This window comes from Alteromonas sp. 4NS20-0143 (assembly GCF_057542855.1).
Map to the genome: position 1 here is coordinate 135,010 of NZ_BAAJLR010000002.1, position 20,221 is coordinate 155,230.

At 43.7% G+C, this 20,221-nt stretch carries 12 protein-coding genes; 5 read left to right on the top strand and 7 right to left on the bottom strand.

Going from position 1 to position 20,221, the window contains the following annotated elements:
* Positions 1-120: 120 nt before the first annotated feature.
* The 4 genes from AC27HD_RS04380 to ffh form a co-directional block, all read right to left on the bottom strand.
* Complete coding sequence (locus AC27HD_RS04380) at positions 121-1,338, bottom strand: phosphoenolpyruvate carboxylase (protein WP_269517877.1); 1,218 nt, start codon at positions 1,336-1,338, stop codon at positions 121-123.
* A complete protein-coding gene (locus AC27HD_RS04385; RefSeq protein ID WP_032094540.1) occupies positions 1,335-1,970 on the bottom strand; it encodes a hypothetical protein in 636 nt (211 codons plus the stop codon). Before AC27HD_RS04385 ends, AC27HD_RS04380 begins: the two co-directional genes overlap by 4 nt.
* On the bottom strand, positions 1,967-5,665 hold the full coding sequence (locus AC27HD_RS04390) for an ATP-binding protein (RefSeq protein ID WP_487104073.1): 3,699 nt from the start codon (positions 5,663-5,665) through the stop codon (positions 1,967-1,969). Before AC27HD_RS04390 ends, AC27HD_RS04385 begins: the two co-directional genes overlap by 4 nt.
* A 95-nt stretch (positions 5,666-5,760) precedes the next feature.
* Entirely contained in the window at positions 5,761-7,176 is a 1,416-nt protein-coding gene (ffh, locus tag AC27HD_RS04395) for a signal recognition particle protein (protein ID WP_032094538.1), read from the bottom strand.
* A gap of 300 nt (positions 7,177-7,476) precedes the next feature.
* Here ffh and AC27HD_RS04400 point away from each other — a divergent pair, with 300 nt between their 5' ends.
* Positions 7,477-8,268 carry a cytochrome C assembly family protein gene (locus tag AC27HD_RS04400; RefSeq protein WP_487104075.1) on the top strand — a complete coding sequence of 264 codons (792 nt, stop codon included), beginning with the start codon at positions 7,477-7,479 and terminating at the stop codon, positions 8,266-8,268.
* A gap of 139 nt (positions 8,269-8,407) precedes the next feature.
* The gene (locus AC27HD_RS04405; protein ID WP_032094536.1) at positions 8,408-9,700 is read left to right on the top strand and encodes an HlyC/CorC family transporter; all 1,293 of its coding nucleotides are present in this window, start codon (positions 8,408-8,410) and stop codon (positions 9,698-9,700) included.
* Positions 9,701-9,871: 171 nt separating this feature from the next.
* Here the strand turns inward: AC27HD_RS04405 and AC27HD_RS04410 are convergent, their stop codons facing one another.
* Together AC27HD_RS04410 and sixA are read right to left on the bottom strand one after the other, a co-directional pair.
* Positions 9,872-10,084, bottom strand: coding sequence for a hypothetical protein (locus AC27HD_RS04410; RefSeq protein WP_032094535.1), 213 nt, complete (start codon positions 10,082-10,084; stop codon positions 9,872-9,874).
* A gap of 136 nt (positions 10,085-10,220) precedes the next feature.
* Complete coding sequence (gene sixA, locus AC27HD_RS04415) at positions 10,221-10,736, bottom strand: phosphohistidine phosphatase SixA (RefSeq protein WP_487104078.1); 516 nt, start codon at positions 10,734-10,736, stop codon at positions 10,221-10,223.
* 167 nt (positions 10,737-10,903) lie between these two features.
* On the opposite strand from sixA, the gene AC27HD_RS04420 reads away from it, so the two are divergent.
* The 3 genes from AC27HD_RS04420 to AC27HD_RS04430 all read left to right on the top strand — a co-directional run bounded on the left by AC27HD_RS04420 (position 10,904) and on the right by AC27HD_RS04430 (position 18,884).
* On the top strand, positions 10,904-13,651 hold the full coding sequence (locus AC27HD_RS04420) for an insulinase family protein (RefSeq protein WP_487104080.1): 2,748 nt from the start codon (positions 10,904-10,906) through the stop codon (positions 13,649-13,651).
* A 212-nt stretch (positions 13,652-13,863) separates the two neighbouring features.
* The gene (locus AC27HD_RS04425; protein ID WP_487104082.1) at positions 13,864-18,420 is read left to right on the top strand and encodes an EAL domain-containing protein; all 4,557 of its coding nucleotides are present in this window, start codon (positions 13,864-13,866) and stop codon (positions 18,418-18,420) included.
* A gap of 296 nt (positions 18,421-18,716) precedes the next feature.
* Positions 18,717-18,884 (top strand): hypothetical protein, encoded by a 168-nt coding sequence (locus tag AC27HD_RS04430; protein ID WP_487104084.1) that lies wholly within the window; start codon positions 18,717-18,719, stop codon positions 18,882-18,884.
* A 135-nt stretch (positions 18,885-19,019) separates the two neighbouring features.
* On the opposite strand, the gene AC27HD_RS04435 is transcribed toward AC27HD_RS04430, so the two are convergent.
* Positions 19,020-19,217: a hypothetical protein gene (locus tag AC27HD_RS04435; RefSeq protein ID WP_487104086.1), complete on the bottom strand. Its 198-nt coding sequence runs from the start codon at positions 19,215-19,217 to the stop codon at positions 19,020-19,022.
* Positions 19,218-20,221 lie beyond the last annotated feature (1,004 nt).

A 20,221-nucleotide genomic window follows, 5' to 3' on the forward strand; every position in this document is an offset into this window, starting at 1 on the left:
CAGCATGATTACGTCCACTTAAATTATATAGCTCACTACGTGAACTTTTTGTAAATATTTTTTTAAAATAGAGACGCCGCTGAGTAATATCAAGCGCTTGCCATCAAATATTTTTAGGGTTTAGCGCAAGCCTAATGTGATATCACTAATATAAAAATTACCGGTGTAAATCTTATCGTTCATGCCGTGAGGCTCTAAAGCAAAAAACTGCTTCTCTTCATCATCTAACGCCTGATAACCACCAATCACTTGGTAAAGCCATACTTCAGGGTCAAACTCGAGCTGCTGCTGCTCGTAATAATCTAAAGCTGTCTTTGCTTGTCCAGAGTCAATAACATCACAAAAATAAGCTTCAACGGCTTTTTGCAAAGGCTCTTTTTCAAGAGATAGGGTAGCTTGTTCGGTAACATCAATATCGGCGGGCTTACCGTCATCTTGCGTTCCGCGTTTTTTGTGGATATGCGTAAGCGTTGCCACCATGTCATGGTAATCACTCTCATGCTCCACGTTGTTCACGTCTGCGGCCGCCTGAGAAATTGTGGCAGCACTGTGATTAAATAATACAGGGACATTGGTCAGGTTTGCGTAATTGCCTGGAGCAAAATCAGGCTGTTGCTCCATATGCAACAGAAAGCCTTTAAGAAGCCGGGTTCGGCCTTGAAATTCTCTAAATCGGCCCAGTAAATCAAGAAGTCGTGCTTGCACAACCGAGAGCTCTTGGGCGGCTTTCGAAAATCGCTGCTGTAGCGATACCACCAGCAGATGCCTAAGCTCACGATTCGACCCCGCAATTTCACTGAGCTCATCGAACCGAAAGCATTCAAGTTGCGCAAGTAAGTCGGTAACTTGTTGTTGTGCTAACTCATTCTCTCGAATTTTCGCGTCTACCGAAGAGACATAGCCAAATTCATTATTAATTCGACTAAACATTACTCTTACACTATTACTCAGCGTTTCCGACAGCTGATAAACGTGCTCTGTCAGGTCGCTCATGTGCGCGGCAGCTTCGTTGAATTTATTGTAATGGAGTGCTTCTTTATAGTGTTCAGTCAGGGTTTTTAAACTCGCGAGTGATGCCCCAACGTTGGCATTTATCGTACGATTTCTCTCGTCTTGTAAACTGCCCTCTAAAAGAGTGCGTACAGCACTTTTTAAACGCAGTTCACTTTGCGCTTCTGGGCGCCACAACACGCCGAGTTGAACAAGTTGCTCAAGTACTTTGCTGCTGTGATCACGCTCTTTTACAGAGCCGTTAATATACGCTTTCATGATTAGGTCGCTGTGGCGACCTAATGCATTGAGCAATTTGGTTCCAGCTTGAAGTAATACCTGGCTCATATCAGGTTACCTTGAGATACCGCAGCCTCCGCTTGCTCAGACAGGCTCAATGCTTCAGTCTCATCAATAAAGCGTAAAGTTTCATAAAGGTGTTCAATCTTGCCAGTTCCCAAATAGATTTGCTTATCTGGGTTTGGCTTAATTAAATAGCCTAGCTCAGTGAGGCGCTTAAACACCTGCTTAAGCTGGCCGTCCACGTTAACGCTGGTAGAGCCAAACATTCGGTAACGAGATATCTTCTCTAATTGCTCGCCGTAGGCGGGCGTATCTTCAATGCTACCTTGCAATTCATTGAGTCGAATAGCGCTGCCCATAGTAATGGGCATATCAGATTCATTGGCCTGCTGAACTAGTAACAGCCACTCGATGAGAGGCACTAGGTTAGACGCCGTATCTTGGAACTGCTGCGTAAGCACTTTGCGCTCTTGCTCACCAATAGTGGAATAGCTGGCAAAAAATACTTCGCCTTCTGCTGTGGTTGAGAGAGTACGATTAAGCAGCGTTAAATGCGGTTCTAGCTTTGCCGCGTTGTCACGACTTTTGAGAAAGCGCCACGCTTCCTCATCAGTAACTTGGCAAATAAAAGTCCCTTGCAACAATGCGCTTAACACGCGACCTTGTTCTGTCATCATAACGACGGCTCCTGTGTTACGGCATCACTGTGCTTTTTGGCTTTTATACGCGCTGCTATGCTGCTCGCTTTTGGTTGAACCACTTGTAACTGGCGTGTCACTTTGTCGATAAGGTATCGGTTCTCAAACAGTGTGAGCACTTCTGACTCTGGATTAGGGAATGCGCCCACTACGCTGATATTGTTGTTCTGACACGCATCAAATATCTTTTTCACGTTGCTTTGGTGCAGCGTACCGAGCTCATCAATAGGCCAATGCACAGTTGCACCCGCGTCTTGACGCAATAGGCGAGTAAATGCCAATAAGAACTTACACAAAATAAGATAAGCCATTCCGTGACTGGACGACTCATTAAGCTGGCGGTCGGTGCGAATAACCAGGTCGCTATTTCCTTCCCGCAGATGCAGCTCAATATCGAGTAATTTGCTGATACCACCTGTGAGTGCGGCTCGCCCTAGAATATCAAGGACTCTGCGCATGCTTTGGCCATACTCTTCTTCAGGCAGTTCATTTGCCCCTTCTTCCATCCAGAATTCATAATGCTTTCTGAATTGCTCAAGCTCTGGCCAGAATTCAAGTTCACTGATACGAGAACGGATTTTAACAGCGGAGTCTGACACACCATCAAGGAACAGCTCACCATCCACCTCTTGGGTAATTCGACGACTTTGAGATACGATGCGCTTATCGATATCTGCCAATACAAAGTAGTACTGAGATAAATCGGCACCAAAGATCCTGCCCTGCTCTCTGAGCCCTTGCAGCTTTTGAGGCACAATAACGTTAAGCAGCTGTGATAAATGAGACACCATGCGTCGATGATCAAAACTTTTGACGCCATGCGCGTTAATTGTGGCGCATTCTTCTCTTGCGCGTTCCCACGTATCAGAGAGCCCTGTGCCGGCCTGCGCCGCAATAAGCTGATCAAATCGTTCCACATAAGCGCGAATATCACTGAGTAGATTGTCACGCTCTTGCAGCTGACTTTGCACTTCTGATATGCGCTGGCCAATACTCACTTCGTCGTGCTTAATCTCAGCAGTATCATCGCTAGCCTGTAGCGTGAGCTTAGCCAACGACTTGCTCAAGTTTTTAACTTGCTCAAGGTGCTCGGTGGTGGTTTTAAGCGTGCTTTCTAGCTGTGTGTGCTGCTCTTTTAACTGCTCTCTTTTCGTTTTATACGTACTTTGCTTGCTCGCAAGGCTGCGCTCAGACTCACCTAATGATTTGCGAGCCTTAGATAACCCTTCTTGCCACACCACTTTTTGTTTAGTGAACACATTGGTATACCAGCGCTCGTAGTCTGCGACTTTGTGACGGTGAGTTTCTGTGCGCGAAATATCTTCTTTTAACTGATTGATCAACTTTTTAAGCTGGCCAATTTCGTCAACATCAACACCTCGATTATTCAATTCACTCTCTAACCAGTGCTGCATATCTTTGCGATCTTGAGCTGCGCTCTCTCTCGCTTTACGCATGTCGCTGTCTAGTTGAGATAATCGAGCGTCTGTATCTGAAATAAGCTGCTGCCAATGAAACTTATGTTCCGTCTCAGCTTCTCTTTGCTGATCGTTAATTTCGTCTCGGCTTTGTTCAAATTGCGCTTTTACTTGTTTTTGGCTTTGTTGATTAGCCTCTAGCTTTGCTTTCGCCTTCTGCTTTCTCTCTGACAAGGTTTGCTGGTACTCACTAAGCACCGTATCTCTGTCTTGTTGAGCGCGCTTTCGGCTAGCTTCGGCACTTTTAACCACATTGTCTTTTTGTGTAAGTGATAACTCTGTGTTGCGCACATCTTCGTTGGCCTTGGCCAATCGCTGCTCACATTCGTTTTGCGCTGCCAATGCAGCTGCTTGGCGAATCTCAGCATCTTTAAGCTGCTGTTTTAATGCTTGTTCTGTAGAAGCATAATCCGGCGTATCCAGCTCATTAAGCGCTAACTTCACTCCCATGAACGTATCGGCTTGCTTCTCCATGGTGGGAGCCAAGTCAGTGCGGTCCAGCAATTCTGGGCGAATCACTTTACCTAAGGATACTTCCCAGTCGTCCACATTCGCTCTTAAAAATTCGAGCAAAGACCCTTCGCCGGGATACAGCAAGCCGTTTATTTTGTTAACCGACTTTTCTTCCTGCTGAAACGAAGCCCGTGCTTTATCTAATGCTTGAGAGCAGGTTTTACGATATTCACAGGCTTTTGTGTGTGTTTGCTGGGACTGGCGAAGCTCTGCTCGTGCAGTATCTTCATTAATCGACGCTTCTTTGATTGCTGCATCTAAAATATCCAGCTGAGATTGTTCAAACTCGTTGTACCCAGCATTACTCAGAGACGCTTTTAACTCTGCTTCGTATACTTTAAGTTCGTTAACATTGCTTGAAAAATCGCTCTGTAGCGTATTTAACTGCTCGCTGTAGTCGTTGCTAATTTTCGCCAGCGCCTCACGCTCATTTTGCTGTTGTAAAGACTTGTGCTCTGCGGCTTCTTGTCTCGCCTGAGAAAGTTCATCTAGAGTAGCGGAGAGGTTTTCACCGAGTTCGGCTAACCGCTTGTTGTAGGCCGACTCTATGTCTTGGTGCTTTTCAGTAAGCAGCGCATAGCGGCTTACACTAAGCTCTTTCTTGCTATACCACTGAGATAGATTGCCCACGTCTTCTTTAAGTTGCTCGATGTCCTCTTCTTGCCACTTATCAAATTCACCTTCAACATTTTCAAGCTCAATCGTATATTTTTCCACGTCAGCACGTGCAGATGATATGACTTGATTGAGATGGTCGCGATTATCGCCCCATTCACTGTCGGTTTGCTTGCGTTGAAAGTTATTTTCATCGAGCTCGTTTTTTGTAGTTTCTACGCGAGCAGATAGATACGTTTTATCCAGCTCAAAGGTATGCTTAAGCGTTGCCAGCTGAAGTTCGGTGTTGCTTAAGGCCATGTCCGCTTGTTCTAGCCTCGAAAACTCTGGCCTTATTTTATCGAACTGCTTAATTAGGTGGCATTCTTTGATCCAATCATCTACGCGGTTGCGGCTTAATCCTGAGGTAGGCGGTGTGACGCCATCTTCTTCTAATATGGCTGCGATCATTGCCTTGATCGTTTCCATTTTTCCTTCTTTAGAATGCACCGCTTTGGCGAGTTTTTCGATATGACGCATATGCTTAGACGACTCGCACAAACTAAACAGTTTGGCGTAGCCGAGCACTTCACGTGCAGTATTACTTTGATTCAGCACGCCGTGGTCGTTTTGGATAATTGCGCGAAAATCTTTAGTGTTAAGCAAACTCGTTACCATCACGTTGTTGCGCTTCATCGCTCGCGCTAATTCGGCACTGCTAACACTCGCGTGTTTACCGCTCTTTTGTTCAATCAGATAGTCACTTATTTCAAAGGGCTTACCGATGAGACGATAGTTCACTCCGGTGCCATTTGAACTTAGCACCGCTTGGCATAAATCGCCGTCTGCACGGGCGTATTCGTAAATAATAAAACTAGAAAGGCGAGGCAGGTACCAGCGCTCAAAGCTGTCTCGTGTCGCAGGGACAACACGACTTGGATACTCACCGTAAAAAACGGGAATAAGTCGTTGAAGCGTTGTTTTACCTGACGCATTGGTACCACAAATATTTGTGTGTCCATCAAGCTTGAGTTCAACGACACCCGGAAGATGAGTGTCGATAAGAATAATTCGTTTTAAGCCTGCCATAGAATTCCTGTTTCAGTTTTATAACTTTTCTTAAGTAAAAAACCTCAATAATTGGCCATTATTGAGGTTTTGTATTTCATCAAACGCGTTAGCCGTTATCTTGGTGGAAATCCGCCTGGGCCACCGCCAAAACCGCCTGGCCCTCCCGGACCACCAAAACCACCACCTGGCGGTGTCATGCCTTTCATTTGACGCATCATCTTCTTCATACCACCGCCTGACATTTTTTTCATCATCTTTTGCATTTGCGTGAATTGCTTCAACAGGCGATTTACGTCTTGAATTTGCGTTCCAGAGCCAGTCGCTATTCTGCGCTTTCTAGAGCCTTTGATGATGTCAGGACGAGCGCGTTCCGCGGGTGTCATTGAGTTAATGATGGCTTCCATTTGATTGAACTGCTTATCATTGGCCTGATCTTTAATCTTCTCTGACATGCCACCCATGCCAGGAAGCTTATCAAGCATTCCCATCATGCCGCCCATGTTCTTCATCTGCTCAAGCTGATCTTTAAAGTCAGCTAGGTCGAAGCCCTTCCCTTTCTGAACTTTTTTCGCAAGCTTTTCTGCTTTGGTCTTGTCAACCTTGCGCTCTACTTCCTCGATTAAGCTAAGTACGTCACCCATACCTAAAATACGAGACGCTATACGCTCAGGGTGGAACGGCTCTAAGGCATCAACCTTTTCACCCATACCAATAAATTTGATTGGCTTGCCGGTAATATGGCGAACAGACAGCGCAGCACCGCCTCGCGCATCACCATCGGCCTTGGTTAAGATAACGCCGGTAAGCGGCAAGGCATCATTGAATGCTTTGGCCGTGTTAGCAGCATCTTGACCGGTCATTGCATCGACAACGAACAGGGTTTCGATGGGCTTTACAGAGCTATGCAGTTCTTGTATTTCGCTCATCATGTCGTTGTCGACGTGCAGTCGACCGGCAGTGTCCACTAAAAGCACATCGTAAAAGCCTTTCTTGGCTTCATCAATTGCGCTTTCCACGATATCAATTGGCTTTTGAAGAATGCTCGACTGGTGGAAACCTACATTCACTTCGTTAGCTAGCATTTCGAGCTGCTTTATCGCCGCAGGACGATAAACGTCGGCACTCACCACCATCACTTTTTTCTTTTCACGCTCGGTGAGGTACTTAGCTAGTTTACCTACTGAAGTGGTTTTACCTGCACCTTGCAAACCAGCCATTAAAATAACGGCGGGAGGCTGGGTGGCTAGGTTTAGCTTTTCATTCGCTTCCCCCATAACAGCTTCAAGTTCAGATTGTACAATCTTAATAAACACCTGACCGGGCTTGAGGCTTTTACTTACCTCGGTACCGACGGCTCTTTCTTTTACTTGAGCAACAAAAGATTTCACTACCGGCAGGGCCACATCTGCTTCTAATAGCGCCATGCGCACTTCGCGCAATGTCTCTTTAATATTGTCTTCTGTAAGACGCCCCTTGCCACTTACATTTCGTAATGTCTGGCCTAGGCGTTCAGATAAATTTTCAAACATAGTATGAAACTTCTTTTGATTTCAGACGCAATGTCCGTATTGTATCGTAAAAGGCACAGCGAACGTACCCGCAAATGCGTTAAAATTTACGCCTTGTTTTTGCTGTATTATTTGAGCGTCTGACCTTTGCAAAAATTGACATCAAAGGTCAACACGCCCTGGCTTCCCGCCGCTATTTTATTACGTAATAAGTGGTATTGAAGCAAACAAAATCAAGGAGGTGGTTGAATTTAGCCTAAAGTTGCAGTATCAATAGCGACTTATTCGGTGACGATTCACCCACGTATCACAGGAAGTATAATGAATACGCTTTTCGCCATTTCCGCTGCGCTACTCTATACCTTGGCCGCAGCCGTTTTAATTGGCAAATTTGTACACCACGAAGGCCCTAATAAACGCCTCGCCCTTTCTTTGGCCAGCTTAGGTGCTATCGCTCACATCGCTTTTCTTATCAGCGTGATCATCATTGCCCCCGGCCAGAACATGAGCGTAACCAACGTGCTGTCTTTGGTATCTTGGATCATCACCGTTTCAATGCTGCTTTTTGCTCGCTCCATTCCTAACCTCATTTTATTACCCGTAGTATTTGGGTTTGCTGCGCTTGCTGTGCTGTCTGCTGCTTTTGTTCCCGTTTCTTACATCATGCATATTGAATTACAGCCGGGTTTAGTCGTGCACATAAGCTTATCCTTATTCGCCTACTGCACCCTTGTCATTGCGTTTTTATACGCGCTTCAAATGTCTTACATCACCTATCGACTCAAGCAAAAGGGTGCTGCCTTATTACACTCTTCACTCCCCCCCCTTATGTTAGTGGAAAATATTTTATTCAAGTTATTGCTTGCCGGGACATCACTGCTTACCGTATCACTGCTTAGCGGATTTGTTTTTTTAGAGGATATGTTTAGCAAGACTTATGCTCACAAAACCGTGTTATCCGCCGCAGCCCTTGTTGTCTTCTTGGTACTTGTGATTGGACAAAAGTTACGAGGATGGCGTGGAAGACAAGTCATTTTAATGACAGTTACTGGCGTGATATTGCTCACTCTGGCTTACTTTGGTAGCAAGCTAGTGCGAGAGTTCTTGCTGTAAGCTAATATCGGGAATACCATTGCGCGGTAATTTTACGAGCGGATTGAAGCCAATAATACTTTATTGCCCTTTTTTTGCTTGAAACCCAGCCTTCAACTTATTACATTTGAAGACCAGCATTAGATAGGAAGCCACCTTTTTGGACGACATATCAACGAGTACGCTGTTTATTGCGCTCGGCGTACTCATATTATTATCTGCATATTTTTCTAGCTCAGAAACTGGGATGATGTCGATAAATCGCTATCGACTCAAGCACCTTCAAAGCGAAGGGAACAGAGCGGCAATGCGAGTACAAAAACTACTCGACAGGCCAGACCGACTCATTGGACTTATTCTTATCGGCAATAACCTGGTGAATATTGCGGCGTCTTCGTTAGCCACGGTTTTATGCATTCGCTTGTTTGGAGACTACTGGGGTATTTTGGCGGCTACGTTTGGTTTAACCCTTATACTGCTCATATTTGCAGAGGTCACACCAAAGACCCTCGCTGCGCTCTACCCTGAAAAAATCGCTTTCCCTAGTTCGTTAATTCTTTTGCCATTACTTACCGTTTTGTACCCTTTTGTTGCAGCCATCAATGGTATTACAAATGGCATTCTAGCCATACTTCGAATAAGCCCAGCGAATGGTAATGATGACTCACTAAGCAGAGAAGAACTGCGTACCGTGGTGTTTGAAGCAGGTACAATGATACCGAAAAAACACCAAGACATGTTGGTGAGCATACTCGACCTTGAAAGTGTGACCGCCGAAGACATTATGGTGCCAAGAGCTGAAATATTTGCGATTGATATCAATGATGATTGGAAAAAAATTCAAAAAGCACTAACACATGCGCAGCATACCCGCGTACTGCTATATCGCGATAGTGTGGATGATGCAGTAGGCTTTGTGCATGTGCGAGATGCCCTTCGATTGCTGTCTAAAGATCAGTTCACTAAATCGAGCTTGTTGCGCGCTGTGCGCGAAATTTATTTCACTCCAGAGTCAACGCCCCTGCACACCCTAATGTATAAGTTTCAAGCGGAAAAGGAGCGCATAGCCTTAGTCGTTGACGAATACGGCGATATTATGGGCTTAGTCACGCTCGAAGATATTCTTGAGGAAATTATTGGCGATTTCACCACCAGCATGGTGCCCGATCACAGTAAGGAAGCTCATGTACAGCAGGATGGGTCGGTGTTGGTGGATGGCAGTGCCAACGTTCGCGAATTGAACAAAGAGATGAATTGGAACCTGCCTATTGAAGGCCCTAAAACGTTGAATGGATTGTTGTTAGAATACTTAGAAGAAATACCGGAGAACAAAGTGAGCGTCAGGCTTGCCGGTTATCCATTGGAAATTGTGGACATTACAGAAAACATGATTAAAACCGTGCGTGTGATGCCGGAATTTTACAGCGCTGAGAAAAACAACACCTCTATCTAGGGCATCACGCCCTAGTTACTCCCACCTCGGATCATTCTGGTCGGGAAAGCGCTGTTCTGACAAAGCGCTGGCCAATATGTCAATCCATGCGCTTTGAACACAAATCCTTTTTTTGGCAAAAATTCCTTTACTCTTTAATTTTAAAATAAGCAGCTTATCTATAAAGCGTCCCTAGTCGGAAAGCTTTTCATCGGCGATTTTTTCATGCACTAATCGCTGGGCTCTTTTTTCAAGGGCTTTTGCTTTCGCTGCAGCAACCTTGTCTGACAATACAGACAACTTTGCAATAATATCCTGCGTCTCCTCATCTTCACGCAAATCAGCCTCAGCCATATGCGACTGAAGTGAACGCTTGAGGAGCTCAGGAATAGACTTACTATCCATTTCCCAACCCTTCGATAATATACACACTGACACTCTCAAGAAAGTTATCGGCGGTAGCGCAATTAACTTAACTAATCGTCAAAGAAAATATAGCGCCTTGATCTAAGGCTATGTGGGCAAAAGGAATTAGTGCGAATTAAAAGCCTTGATAGTGAGTTACCAAACTGCCTTTCATGCTGCTCAGTGAGTATTTGACCACCGCGATAGACGCTGTGGCAAAGAGACTAGTAGTGTATAAGCTGCAAACCTCATCCACTAGATAACTCACAAGGGGCATGTGACTTACAATTAAGAGTTTTTTGATGGGACGTTTAGCATTAACCGAAGCGTGTATTCTAGCGCTGATATAGTCGCTTACCAGCTTTGGTGAGCCTTCTGGGGTGATATCTTCATTAATCTCTAGCTTGTCGCTACTGATAGTCGAAGACACTTTTTCATAAGTTTGCCTAGCACGCCTGTAAGGGCTCACTAACGCTAAATCGACAGTACCATCGATGCAGTAGTGCTGCGCTAACCAAAGCGCTGCAGACTTTGACTGTTGTTGCCCTACTTCCGTGAGTTGGCGACTTTTATCATCTAACCGAGGTGATTCGGCCTCTCCATGACGCATAATAAAGATATAAATGTCATCGTTGCTACTTTGACCTGACATAACATTGCGCATAGTATTAGTGAAGATACCGTAAAGATATCAGAGACATGATAATACGACTAGCGCTAACCGTTGAATAATGGTTATTTTAATCATCTATTCGTATTGCTATGTATATTTAAATCCTTTCTCCAGAAGTTGGGAGTTAAACAACGCACTGAGATGACATGAAAAACACAATCAAGTTTGAGAATGCTCATCACATAACGCTGCCAAATGGACTGCGCGTTATGGCATGCCATACTCCCGATGCTGAAGAGGCACACGTATCAATTGCGGTGCGCTCTGGACATTTTTACGACCCACATGATTGTCAGGGACTTGCGCACTTACTTGAACACATGTTGTTTATGGGCAGCCGACACTTTCCAAAACCTAATGCCATTAACGACTTTATTGAGCAGCACGGCGGCACGCTCAATGCGTGGACAGGCACTGAATACGCCAACTATCATTACAGTTGTCGTGCAGGCTCTCTTGCTCAAACCCTACCCGGTTTTGCCGACATGCTGCGCCAGCCATTATTTGAAGAGTTATCTATCAGCAATGAGGTAAAAAACATTCACGCTGAGTTCGAGTTCAAGAAAAAGGATGATTTAAGACGTCTCTATCAAATTCACAAAGAAACCTGCAACCCACAGCACCCATTCTCAAAGTTTTCAGTGGGCAATAGCGATACGTTTTCAAAACATACCGCGGGCGAACTTAAGCAACGTCTTAAGGCAATGCACAATGAGCGCTATTGCGGCAACAATTTGTGCCTATGCATAGCGAGCCCTATGCCGATAGACCAACTTAACGCATTGATACATCAATGTTTTGGTAGCTTTAATGCAGGTGAGCTCGCTGACGACCAATGGCCTCCCCTTTATCGTGAGAGTGAATTAGGCATTCAAATTAATATTCAACCTTTGCAGTCGGCAAAGCGAATGATTGTGACCTTTGCTCTCCCACCGTTGCAAAACGACTATGAATGTAAGCCGCTTAACTATATAAGCCACTTAATTGGCGATGAAGGTGAAGGTAGCCTCTTAGCGTTTTTAAAAGAGCGTGACTGGGCGTTAAACCTCATTGCTGGAGCAGGTATTGAGGGCGATGGTTTTAAGGACTTCAATGTTAGCTTTCAGCTTACGAATGAAGGACTAATCAATAAATATAAGGTGCTGCAAGCCTTATTTAGTTACATCGAATTGATTAAGCAAGCGTCGACTGAGGGATGGCGATATCAAGAAAAAGCACAACTTGACGCGCTAGCATTAGAGTATGAAGAAAATATAAAGCCATTGAACCTAATCACAGAGTACGCCCAGCATCAGTTTGTTTTCTCACCTAAAGAACTGAACAAATTGAGAGCGACAATAGGCAGCTTTGACCATAGCGTCATACTTAATGCATTGTCTCACCTCAAACCGGCAAACCTTCGCTTAAAAGTAATTTCTAAAGATGTACCGGTAGATAAAACGTGTGCGTTTTACGAGGCAAAGTATAGCGTTGAAGACATACCTCTAGAAGTAAAAGCGTCATTAGATTCGCCGTCGTTATTAGGCGAGCTCGAGCTTCCGCCCCCAAATCCTTATCTAGGCGAAGAGTACCAACTCGTGCTTCCAGAGTCTGGCTTTCACATTCCTAATAAACTTATTGATAAACAAGGCTATCAGTTTTGGTTTGCGCAAGACCAACAGTTTCACAGTCCTAAAGGGGATATTTATATCTCTTTTGACGCCACAAGCTTTTCTGAATCTCTCACGGCAGTAGCCGCTAAGCGGATTTGGTTGGGGGCGCTTAACGATCACTTACAAGCAAAGTATTACCGTGCTGAAATTGCGGGGCTACATTATCGTATTTACGGGCATCAAGCGGGATTTACACTTCACACACGAGGCTTTACCAATCAACAGCCCCTGCTCGCTAGTCAATTGATGGACGCGGTGATTAATTTCATACCTGATGAGCGGGCGTTCTCGCACCACAAATATTTACAGGAACAAGCACTTCATAATTCATTGCTCAACAAGCCTACTAACCGCCTATTTTCGAGGTTGAGCGTACTTATTCAGCGCAATACGCAAGCGCCAATTGAGCTTTTAGACGTGATGTCTGACACTTGCTATGACGATATGCTCGTAGCTAGAGAAAGCGCGTTTAAGCATTTCTTTGCTGAAGCCTTTATGCATGGGAACTGGACGAGCAACGAAGCAGAACAGTTTGCAACATCGACTTATCGCTTGTGCGAGCATTCACAGGGTAGCCCACTGTCTCGAGCAGTATCAAAGCTTCCCGTTGGTGAAACTCTTTATCATCAAGTTTCCTGTAAACACGATGACGGTGCAGTTGTTTTATACTTACAAGCACCTTCAGCAAGCTTATCTGACACTGCCTTGTGTATGGTTTTAGAGCAGATGCTGGCAGCCCCGTTTTTCAACTCACTGCGCACTGAACAACAGCTTGGTTACATCGTGGGTACTGGTTACGTACCGCACAATCAGCACCCTGGCATTGCCTTTTATATTCAAAGCCCTGAAAAAGGCCCAAAACCTCTGCTTGACGCCATGACCACGTTTTTATATCAACAGCTACATGAAATAGAGTTTTATCGATTTTATTGGCCCACCATTCAACAGAACCTTTTAAAGCAGCTCGAAGAACGGGACCTAACCCTCTCTATGAAGTCACAAAGGTTATGGGTAAGCCTTGGTACACAGGACTTGGAGTTCAACAGAAATTTAAAACTGGCAGAATGTGTGAAAAAACTCACGTTTGAACATATTCAAGACTTTGCCGACCAGCTCGCTAAAAGAGAGCGTTGTGGCGAAATAGTGCTCTATTCAGACGGCAAATTTGACCCTATGCCAACCTGGGAAAAACGCACCATTAACAGCATTGCGGAATTTAAACAGAAAATTCCATATCATTGATAAACAATTCTTTATTCTTGCCGATACAAACTTATCCTAACCTTAGTGGCTGGCTAATAAGTAAGCCGTTGTTTTCGCTTTTATAAAAAGTCCTTGTGGAGAGTGCCTTAATTCGGCATATTTATTCCTCTAGTTGTTAGGGATGCGACTAGGACGCTGTAAAAATAAAACATAAAAAATAAAAACAATCGGCGTAAGCCAAAGGTGTTTAGGTGCGTTCAACCCTATTACAAACTGTGTCCGTTTTCTTGTTGCTGCTTTCAGGGTTATGCTCTTCTGCACACGCAATAGAAGTATCCGATCTTAAATTTACAGAGATAAGCAAACGCCAAGGCTTGTCTGACACTGCTGTACTAGACATAGTCGAAGACAATAAAGGCTTTATATGGCTAGCAACCTCAAACGGTCTTAACCGCTATTCTGGATATGAAGTTAAGCAGTACCACCCTTCAGATATCGACGCAAATTCAATTCCATCAGGTTTTATCCAAACATTATTTTTAGACTCAGACGGCATACTTTGGCTTGGAACGAATAATGGCCTAGCAAAATACAAACCGGACACCGATAACTTTGAGGTGTTTAATAAAGACAACTCTATAATCAAGTCTAATTCAATTACCGCGATAAGCGAATCAAAGGCTGGCAAAATTCTGTTCGCTGACGAAAAGTTTCTTTACCAATTTGATAAAAGTCAAAACAATATTACTTCTGCAAAACAAGTATTTGATGAACGGACGTTTGTAAAAGTGATAATGGATGAGGCCAACCGCACCTGGATTGGATCGAATGAATTTGGTGCAAAAATACTTGATAAAGAAACTGGGGAGTTATCAAGTTTAGACAAGGTGAATCCATGGGGAATTACCCTTGATTCCGCTGCGTTACACGACATTAAGATTATTAACGGCAACTACTGGCTAGCAACCAAAGAAGGCATAAATATCGTCAATGCCCGCGGTAAAACAATCCTTGTAAAAAATGGTGCTGACTTAGGCTTTGATGGCGACCTCAATGTTTTGAATATTACAATTAATAAAAGCGACGTCTGGATGGGCACTACCTCTGGTCTCTTTGTTTTAAGTGATGCTGCTGTACAAGAAATAACGCCTACTACTGAACTCCAGTCGCTGCATTTGAATTCAGACAACTTTGAATCGACGGGTTTCCCGGCAGCAGTGATTATTCGGGTAGCTGTAGACAGAACGGGGGTAGTGTGGGCAGGTACCTTTCGTCAGGGAGCATTCAGATACCACCCTGAATACGCTAGTGTAAATTACCAACCTGTCTACAACTCCTCTCGCCAAACAGAAGATAATTTTGCGACAGTATGGGCACTTTCAGAGAATAATACTGACGATCTAGTTTTAGTAACTCAGGAACGAGGGCTTGCAAAATTTAATAAATTATCTGGAAAAGTTAATTACTTAGTTCGCTCCGATGAGGACAGCATTCAAACAAATTATTGGGACTTGGCTATCGATGCTCAAGGATACTACTGGGTTGCCTCTTCCGATGGACTAATTGCTTTCAAAGAAGAAAACGGGACTGTTGTAAAAGCTGCACATCTATTTGAAGGCGATATTATTGACCACATTCATTACCATGATGACATGATATGGGTTTGGCATGAAAAGCTCGCTACACAATATATTGACACTAGAGCTTTAACGAATCCAAACAAAGCAGTGTCACCCACTAAATTATCCATTGATGGACTTCCTGCCACTCTTATACCTATATTTACAGATAGCTTAAAACGCCTATGGTTACGTGACGATCAAGGCATTACTGTAGTATCGCCATTCTCAAATGAAATTGAAGCCTATATTACGCAGAGTGACGGCTTAAATTCCCAAGTCTATTCTATCTATGAGACTACAGAAGCGTTTTGGTTAACCACTCGTTCGGACGGGGTTCTTATGGTCGATAAGGATTCTTTCGAAATTGTAAAACGGCAGGTCAGAAATGATAGAAATGGGTATATCATCTCTTCTATTGGGGTTGGGCGTAGTATTTGGTATGCCGATGCAGCAGGGGTACACCAGATTGCTCTGCCTTCGCTAACCCAAGAATCTCTTATTCCGTACTCTGAATTGAGTTACAACAGCCTAGGTGAGTCCTCAGTCTTTGTTGCACAAGATGACTCAATATATTTCGGAGGAAGTAAAGGCTATAACAAAATTTCAAAAAAGCTGAGGAGTTTTCAGGGTAATAATTTACGGACTACAGCCCCGCAACTCTCGCAGTTAAACGTTTTTGGAGCGACAAAGTCAGACGACAAGCAACAAAACTCAACAGGTAATGAATATCATGCTAATGCTGACCGCCAAGATGTACATTATCGCGAAAAGGTTCTATTAGCGCATGATGAAACGCGGTTCAGCCTCTCTTTTGCATTAGTGAATCCTGTTTACCCTTCTCAAGTGTCATATCGCTATCGTCTAAGTAATTTAGACGCAAACTGGATTTATATCGACGGTGGACGAGTTGCTCAGTTCAATAATATCAGCTTTGGTCGCTATACCTTTGAAGTTCAGGCGAAAGAACCTGGCAAGCAATGGTCTGAAAGCCGCTCTTTGGACATCGAAGTTGAACGCCCGCCTTGGTTACACGCAGTGGCCCTTGTATTTTATGCGCTAGTCACGGTAGTAATTGTTGCATTTCTGGTTAGACAATTTCAAATTCGAAAAGCCAATCAGCTAGCGATAAAAGAGTCTGAAGAACGATTAAAGTTAACGCTGTGGAGTTCAGGGGATGAGTTGTGGGATTGGGACGTTTACCGAGGTCAAGTGTATCGGGCTAATACCTGGGGCACCCTAGATTTCCCTCAAGATGATATACGAACTACAGGGGCTTATGATGCCAACATACACCCTAACGATCTTAAACGCGTTAAAGACTCACTGAGAGAGCACTTAGAAGGGAAAAGCGACTTCTACGAACTTGCCTACAGAGCGAAAACGTTTAAAAACCAGTGGATTTGGATTCTCGATAGAGGAAAGGTTGTAGAGCGAGATCACAATCAACAGCCAATTCGCATGACGGGTACGCTAAAGAATATTAATCACCTTAAGGAAGCTGAAGAGCAGTTAAATTTATTTAAGCGCTCCATTGAAAACATCTCTGAAGGGGTGTTTATTTCAAACACTAAATTTAAATTTATCAGTGTTAACAACGCTTACTGTGGCTATACCGGTGAAACTAGAGACCAAGCGCTAGCCAGCTATATGCATTTTCATTTATACCCAGATGCCTTTACAGAAGAAATTAAGAAAACCTTAAAGAGCAAAGGCAACTGGAGTGGCGAGGTAGAGAGCGTGCGCGTTAATGGCGAACGTTTTGAGATTGAGCTTAATATCGATGCCGTGCATGATGAAGACGGAAAAATCAGCCATTTTGTGGGCGTTTTTAGTGATATTACATCGCGTAAAAACACCGAGAAAGAACTGCTTAAACTTGCCAATACCGACCCACTGACTGAGTTACCAAATAGGTCGTTCTTTCAGGCCAGTCATCAAAACTTAGTGCGTAAAGGCGAGCAGCACACGCTCCTTTGTTTGGACATGGATAATTTTAAGAAAATAAATGACTCGCTCGGCCATCAAACCGGTGACATTTTAATCAAACAAATTGCTAAACGATTACAGAGAATTACCGGTAAAACAGCCACCTGTTATCGCCTCGGCGGCGATGAATTTAGTATTTTAATGGAGAATAATGCAGATATTCACACCGTTACGCACTATGCACAAAACGTGTTGGATACCCTGTCGCGGCCGTTTATTATTAACAAACAGGAATTTGTACTTGGCGCTAGTATAGGGATCGCATTCTTCCCTGATGACGGTATGTCCCCCCAAGAAATGCTAAAAAATGCCGATACGGCCATGTATTTTGCTAAGAACAACGGCGGCAACAGCTATCAGTTCTTTAGCGGTGAAATGAATCAAAACGCCGTACGACAGCTTCAAATCGAAAACCTAATTAGACAAGGGATCAAAGACGACCTCTTCACCGTGTACTACCAGCCCAAGGTAGATATTACATCAGGCAGACTTGTCAGTATGGAAGCTCTAGTGCGGTTTGAGCATCCTCAAAAAGGGATTGTAAGCCCTGGCCAATTCATTCCCCTTGCAGAGCAAACTGGCCAAATCATTGAGATAGGCGAGCAAGTTTTAAGAAAAGCCTGCGCCGATACAAAGCGCTGGGTCAGTCAGGGGTTATTTAGCGGTCGCGTAGCTGTCAACATCTCTGCCAAGCAATTTGAATTACCTGACTTGGACGAGCGCATCAACCGGATATTGAGTGACGTGGGGCTATCTCCGCTACATTTAGAATGCGAGATAACCGAAGGTACATTAATGGAGAGCCCGGAAAATGGCCTTCAAATGATGACCCGCCTGCGAGAGCGAGGTATACACTTGGCCCTCGACGACTTTGGTACTGGCTACTCGTCACTTGCGTATCTCAAGCGCTTTCCACTAAACACCCTTAAAATCGATAAAGCGTTTATCGACGATATCGCAAAAAGTAGCGTGGACCGTCATATGGCAGCAGCCATTATAAATATTGCCCACAACCTCGGACTTAAAGTGGTTGCTGAAGGCGTAGAAGAAGAGGCTCAGCTTAATATTCTGCGTCGTTACGATTGCGAAATGCTGCAAGGTTTTCTCTACAGTAAACCACTTAATGCAGAGCGCTTTGAAAAGCTACTTACCGAAAATCACCAGCTAAATACAATCCTTGGCAACGCCGATTTACAGTAGCTAACAGCCTACTATTCCAAACCTTTGAAATGTGCATTTTATGGCAGGCTAAGTTCTGCCTCTCCCTCACAATCCATTCCGGCAATTTACCGCCTATTAGGCAAAAGTTTAATAGACTTTGGTATTGAAAAACCGTCAAAAAACCAACAAAAACCAACCAAACCTCTGTTTTTAAATGATTTTTACAAACTGGCACAAGTTTAGCAAAGATATAAATGTCGGTAAGAGTCGACAATAAAAATTCAAATCGACTTTGTTTGTTCGTTTAAAAAAATTAAAAAATCAGAGGAAAAGACATGTTAAAAGAGTACGCTGTTGCACTAGTACTATCTACCGCTACCCCAGTTGCTGCTGACAAGCAAGACGGCGCCAAGCAGGCTCCTGAGACTAAAAAAGAAGTAGCGACAGAAAGTTACATTCCAAAGCCTCGCACAGGTAACAATGGCCGTGGTTTAGGCTGGTAATGCGCACTGACACAGATTCTAAAAAGAGAGCCTCGGCTCTCTTTTTTTATGCCTAGTTTTTACCGAATCATTCGGCCTGTACTCCACCCATCACCACACATTTCACTGAATTAAGTCAAAGCGTCCTGTAAGCCCTTATGCGGCAATAAAGAGGTTGTTGTAGCCTACAGCGTTGCGCCAATGGATATGACGCGAAATAGAGAACATAGGAAGCACTACAGGGCCTAGGAGTAAACCTGCCGCCGCCCAGCGTCTGGCATTCATACCCCACTTAAACGCCTCTACATAAAAATAGGCGCTAAATATCATACATACGAGGATAAGTGACAACACTCTACATCTCCACAATTTCGAAGGGTTTTGATTAAACCATATCAAGTAACCATTGCCTGTTTATTAAAACGGTAACATCATTCACTTTGAACATTGTATCGCCATAAAAATGATCGCCATCAAGATGGTTGCAGTAATAACGGTCTCCGTTAAATGAGACGCCATTTTTTTGACATCAGTATTGTCATTACAATATGAAGTTTCGTTTTGACTGATAAACCGGCAATATCTTAAGAAAACGAGGGCGATTCTAACCATAAATGCTCAATAAACCAGCACAAATTACAGCTACATGAACGAAAATCGACGAACGCCCTGCATTTAACATTTAAGCAACGCTATAGTAACCAAAACTTATCTTTTGGCGTTAATTACTAACAAAAAGCCTTCCGCACGGAAATGGCTCTATATTAATTCTAGGCTGACGAACAGTTAATAAATTGTATTGAATCCACTACCCTTCTTAAACTCATCACGAGTAAATAAGTTTTGAATTTAAAAAACGACTCTAGGTCGTTTCATCCTATTTATTAAACAAGTAAGCAGACTGAATCATGAAAGAAATTTTTTATGCAAATGCCGCGAATGCAAGTTTAGGCTCAAGATCCATTGTGAAGTCGGGTCTAGACTTTACATCGAGATTTCACAATGCAATTCATTAAACCCACAAAAAAGCTTTATCGATTTGGCCAAGGATTGATCGTTGTGAATATTGTGTACTGCTGGGTGATGGTAATGTATTTCGCAGTGTCTAAAGGTGAGTATGTATTCACATCGAAGTATTTTTTTGCCGCAGCATTATTAACCCTGCTTTATTTTAAGGTTCAAACTTACTTGAAGTAGCTAAGGGTAAGCTTGCAAAGCCGGTGCTTTAGCAATTTGCTGTGGGTTCAACTAAGGCCTCTGACTAAAAGCTCTTATTTAAAAAAGCTCTTACTTAAAAAAGACTAAAAAAAACGGGGCATTGATTAAATGCCCCGTTTTTATATCGTACTTCATTAGAT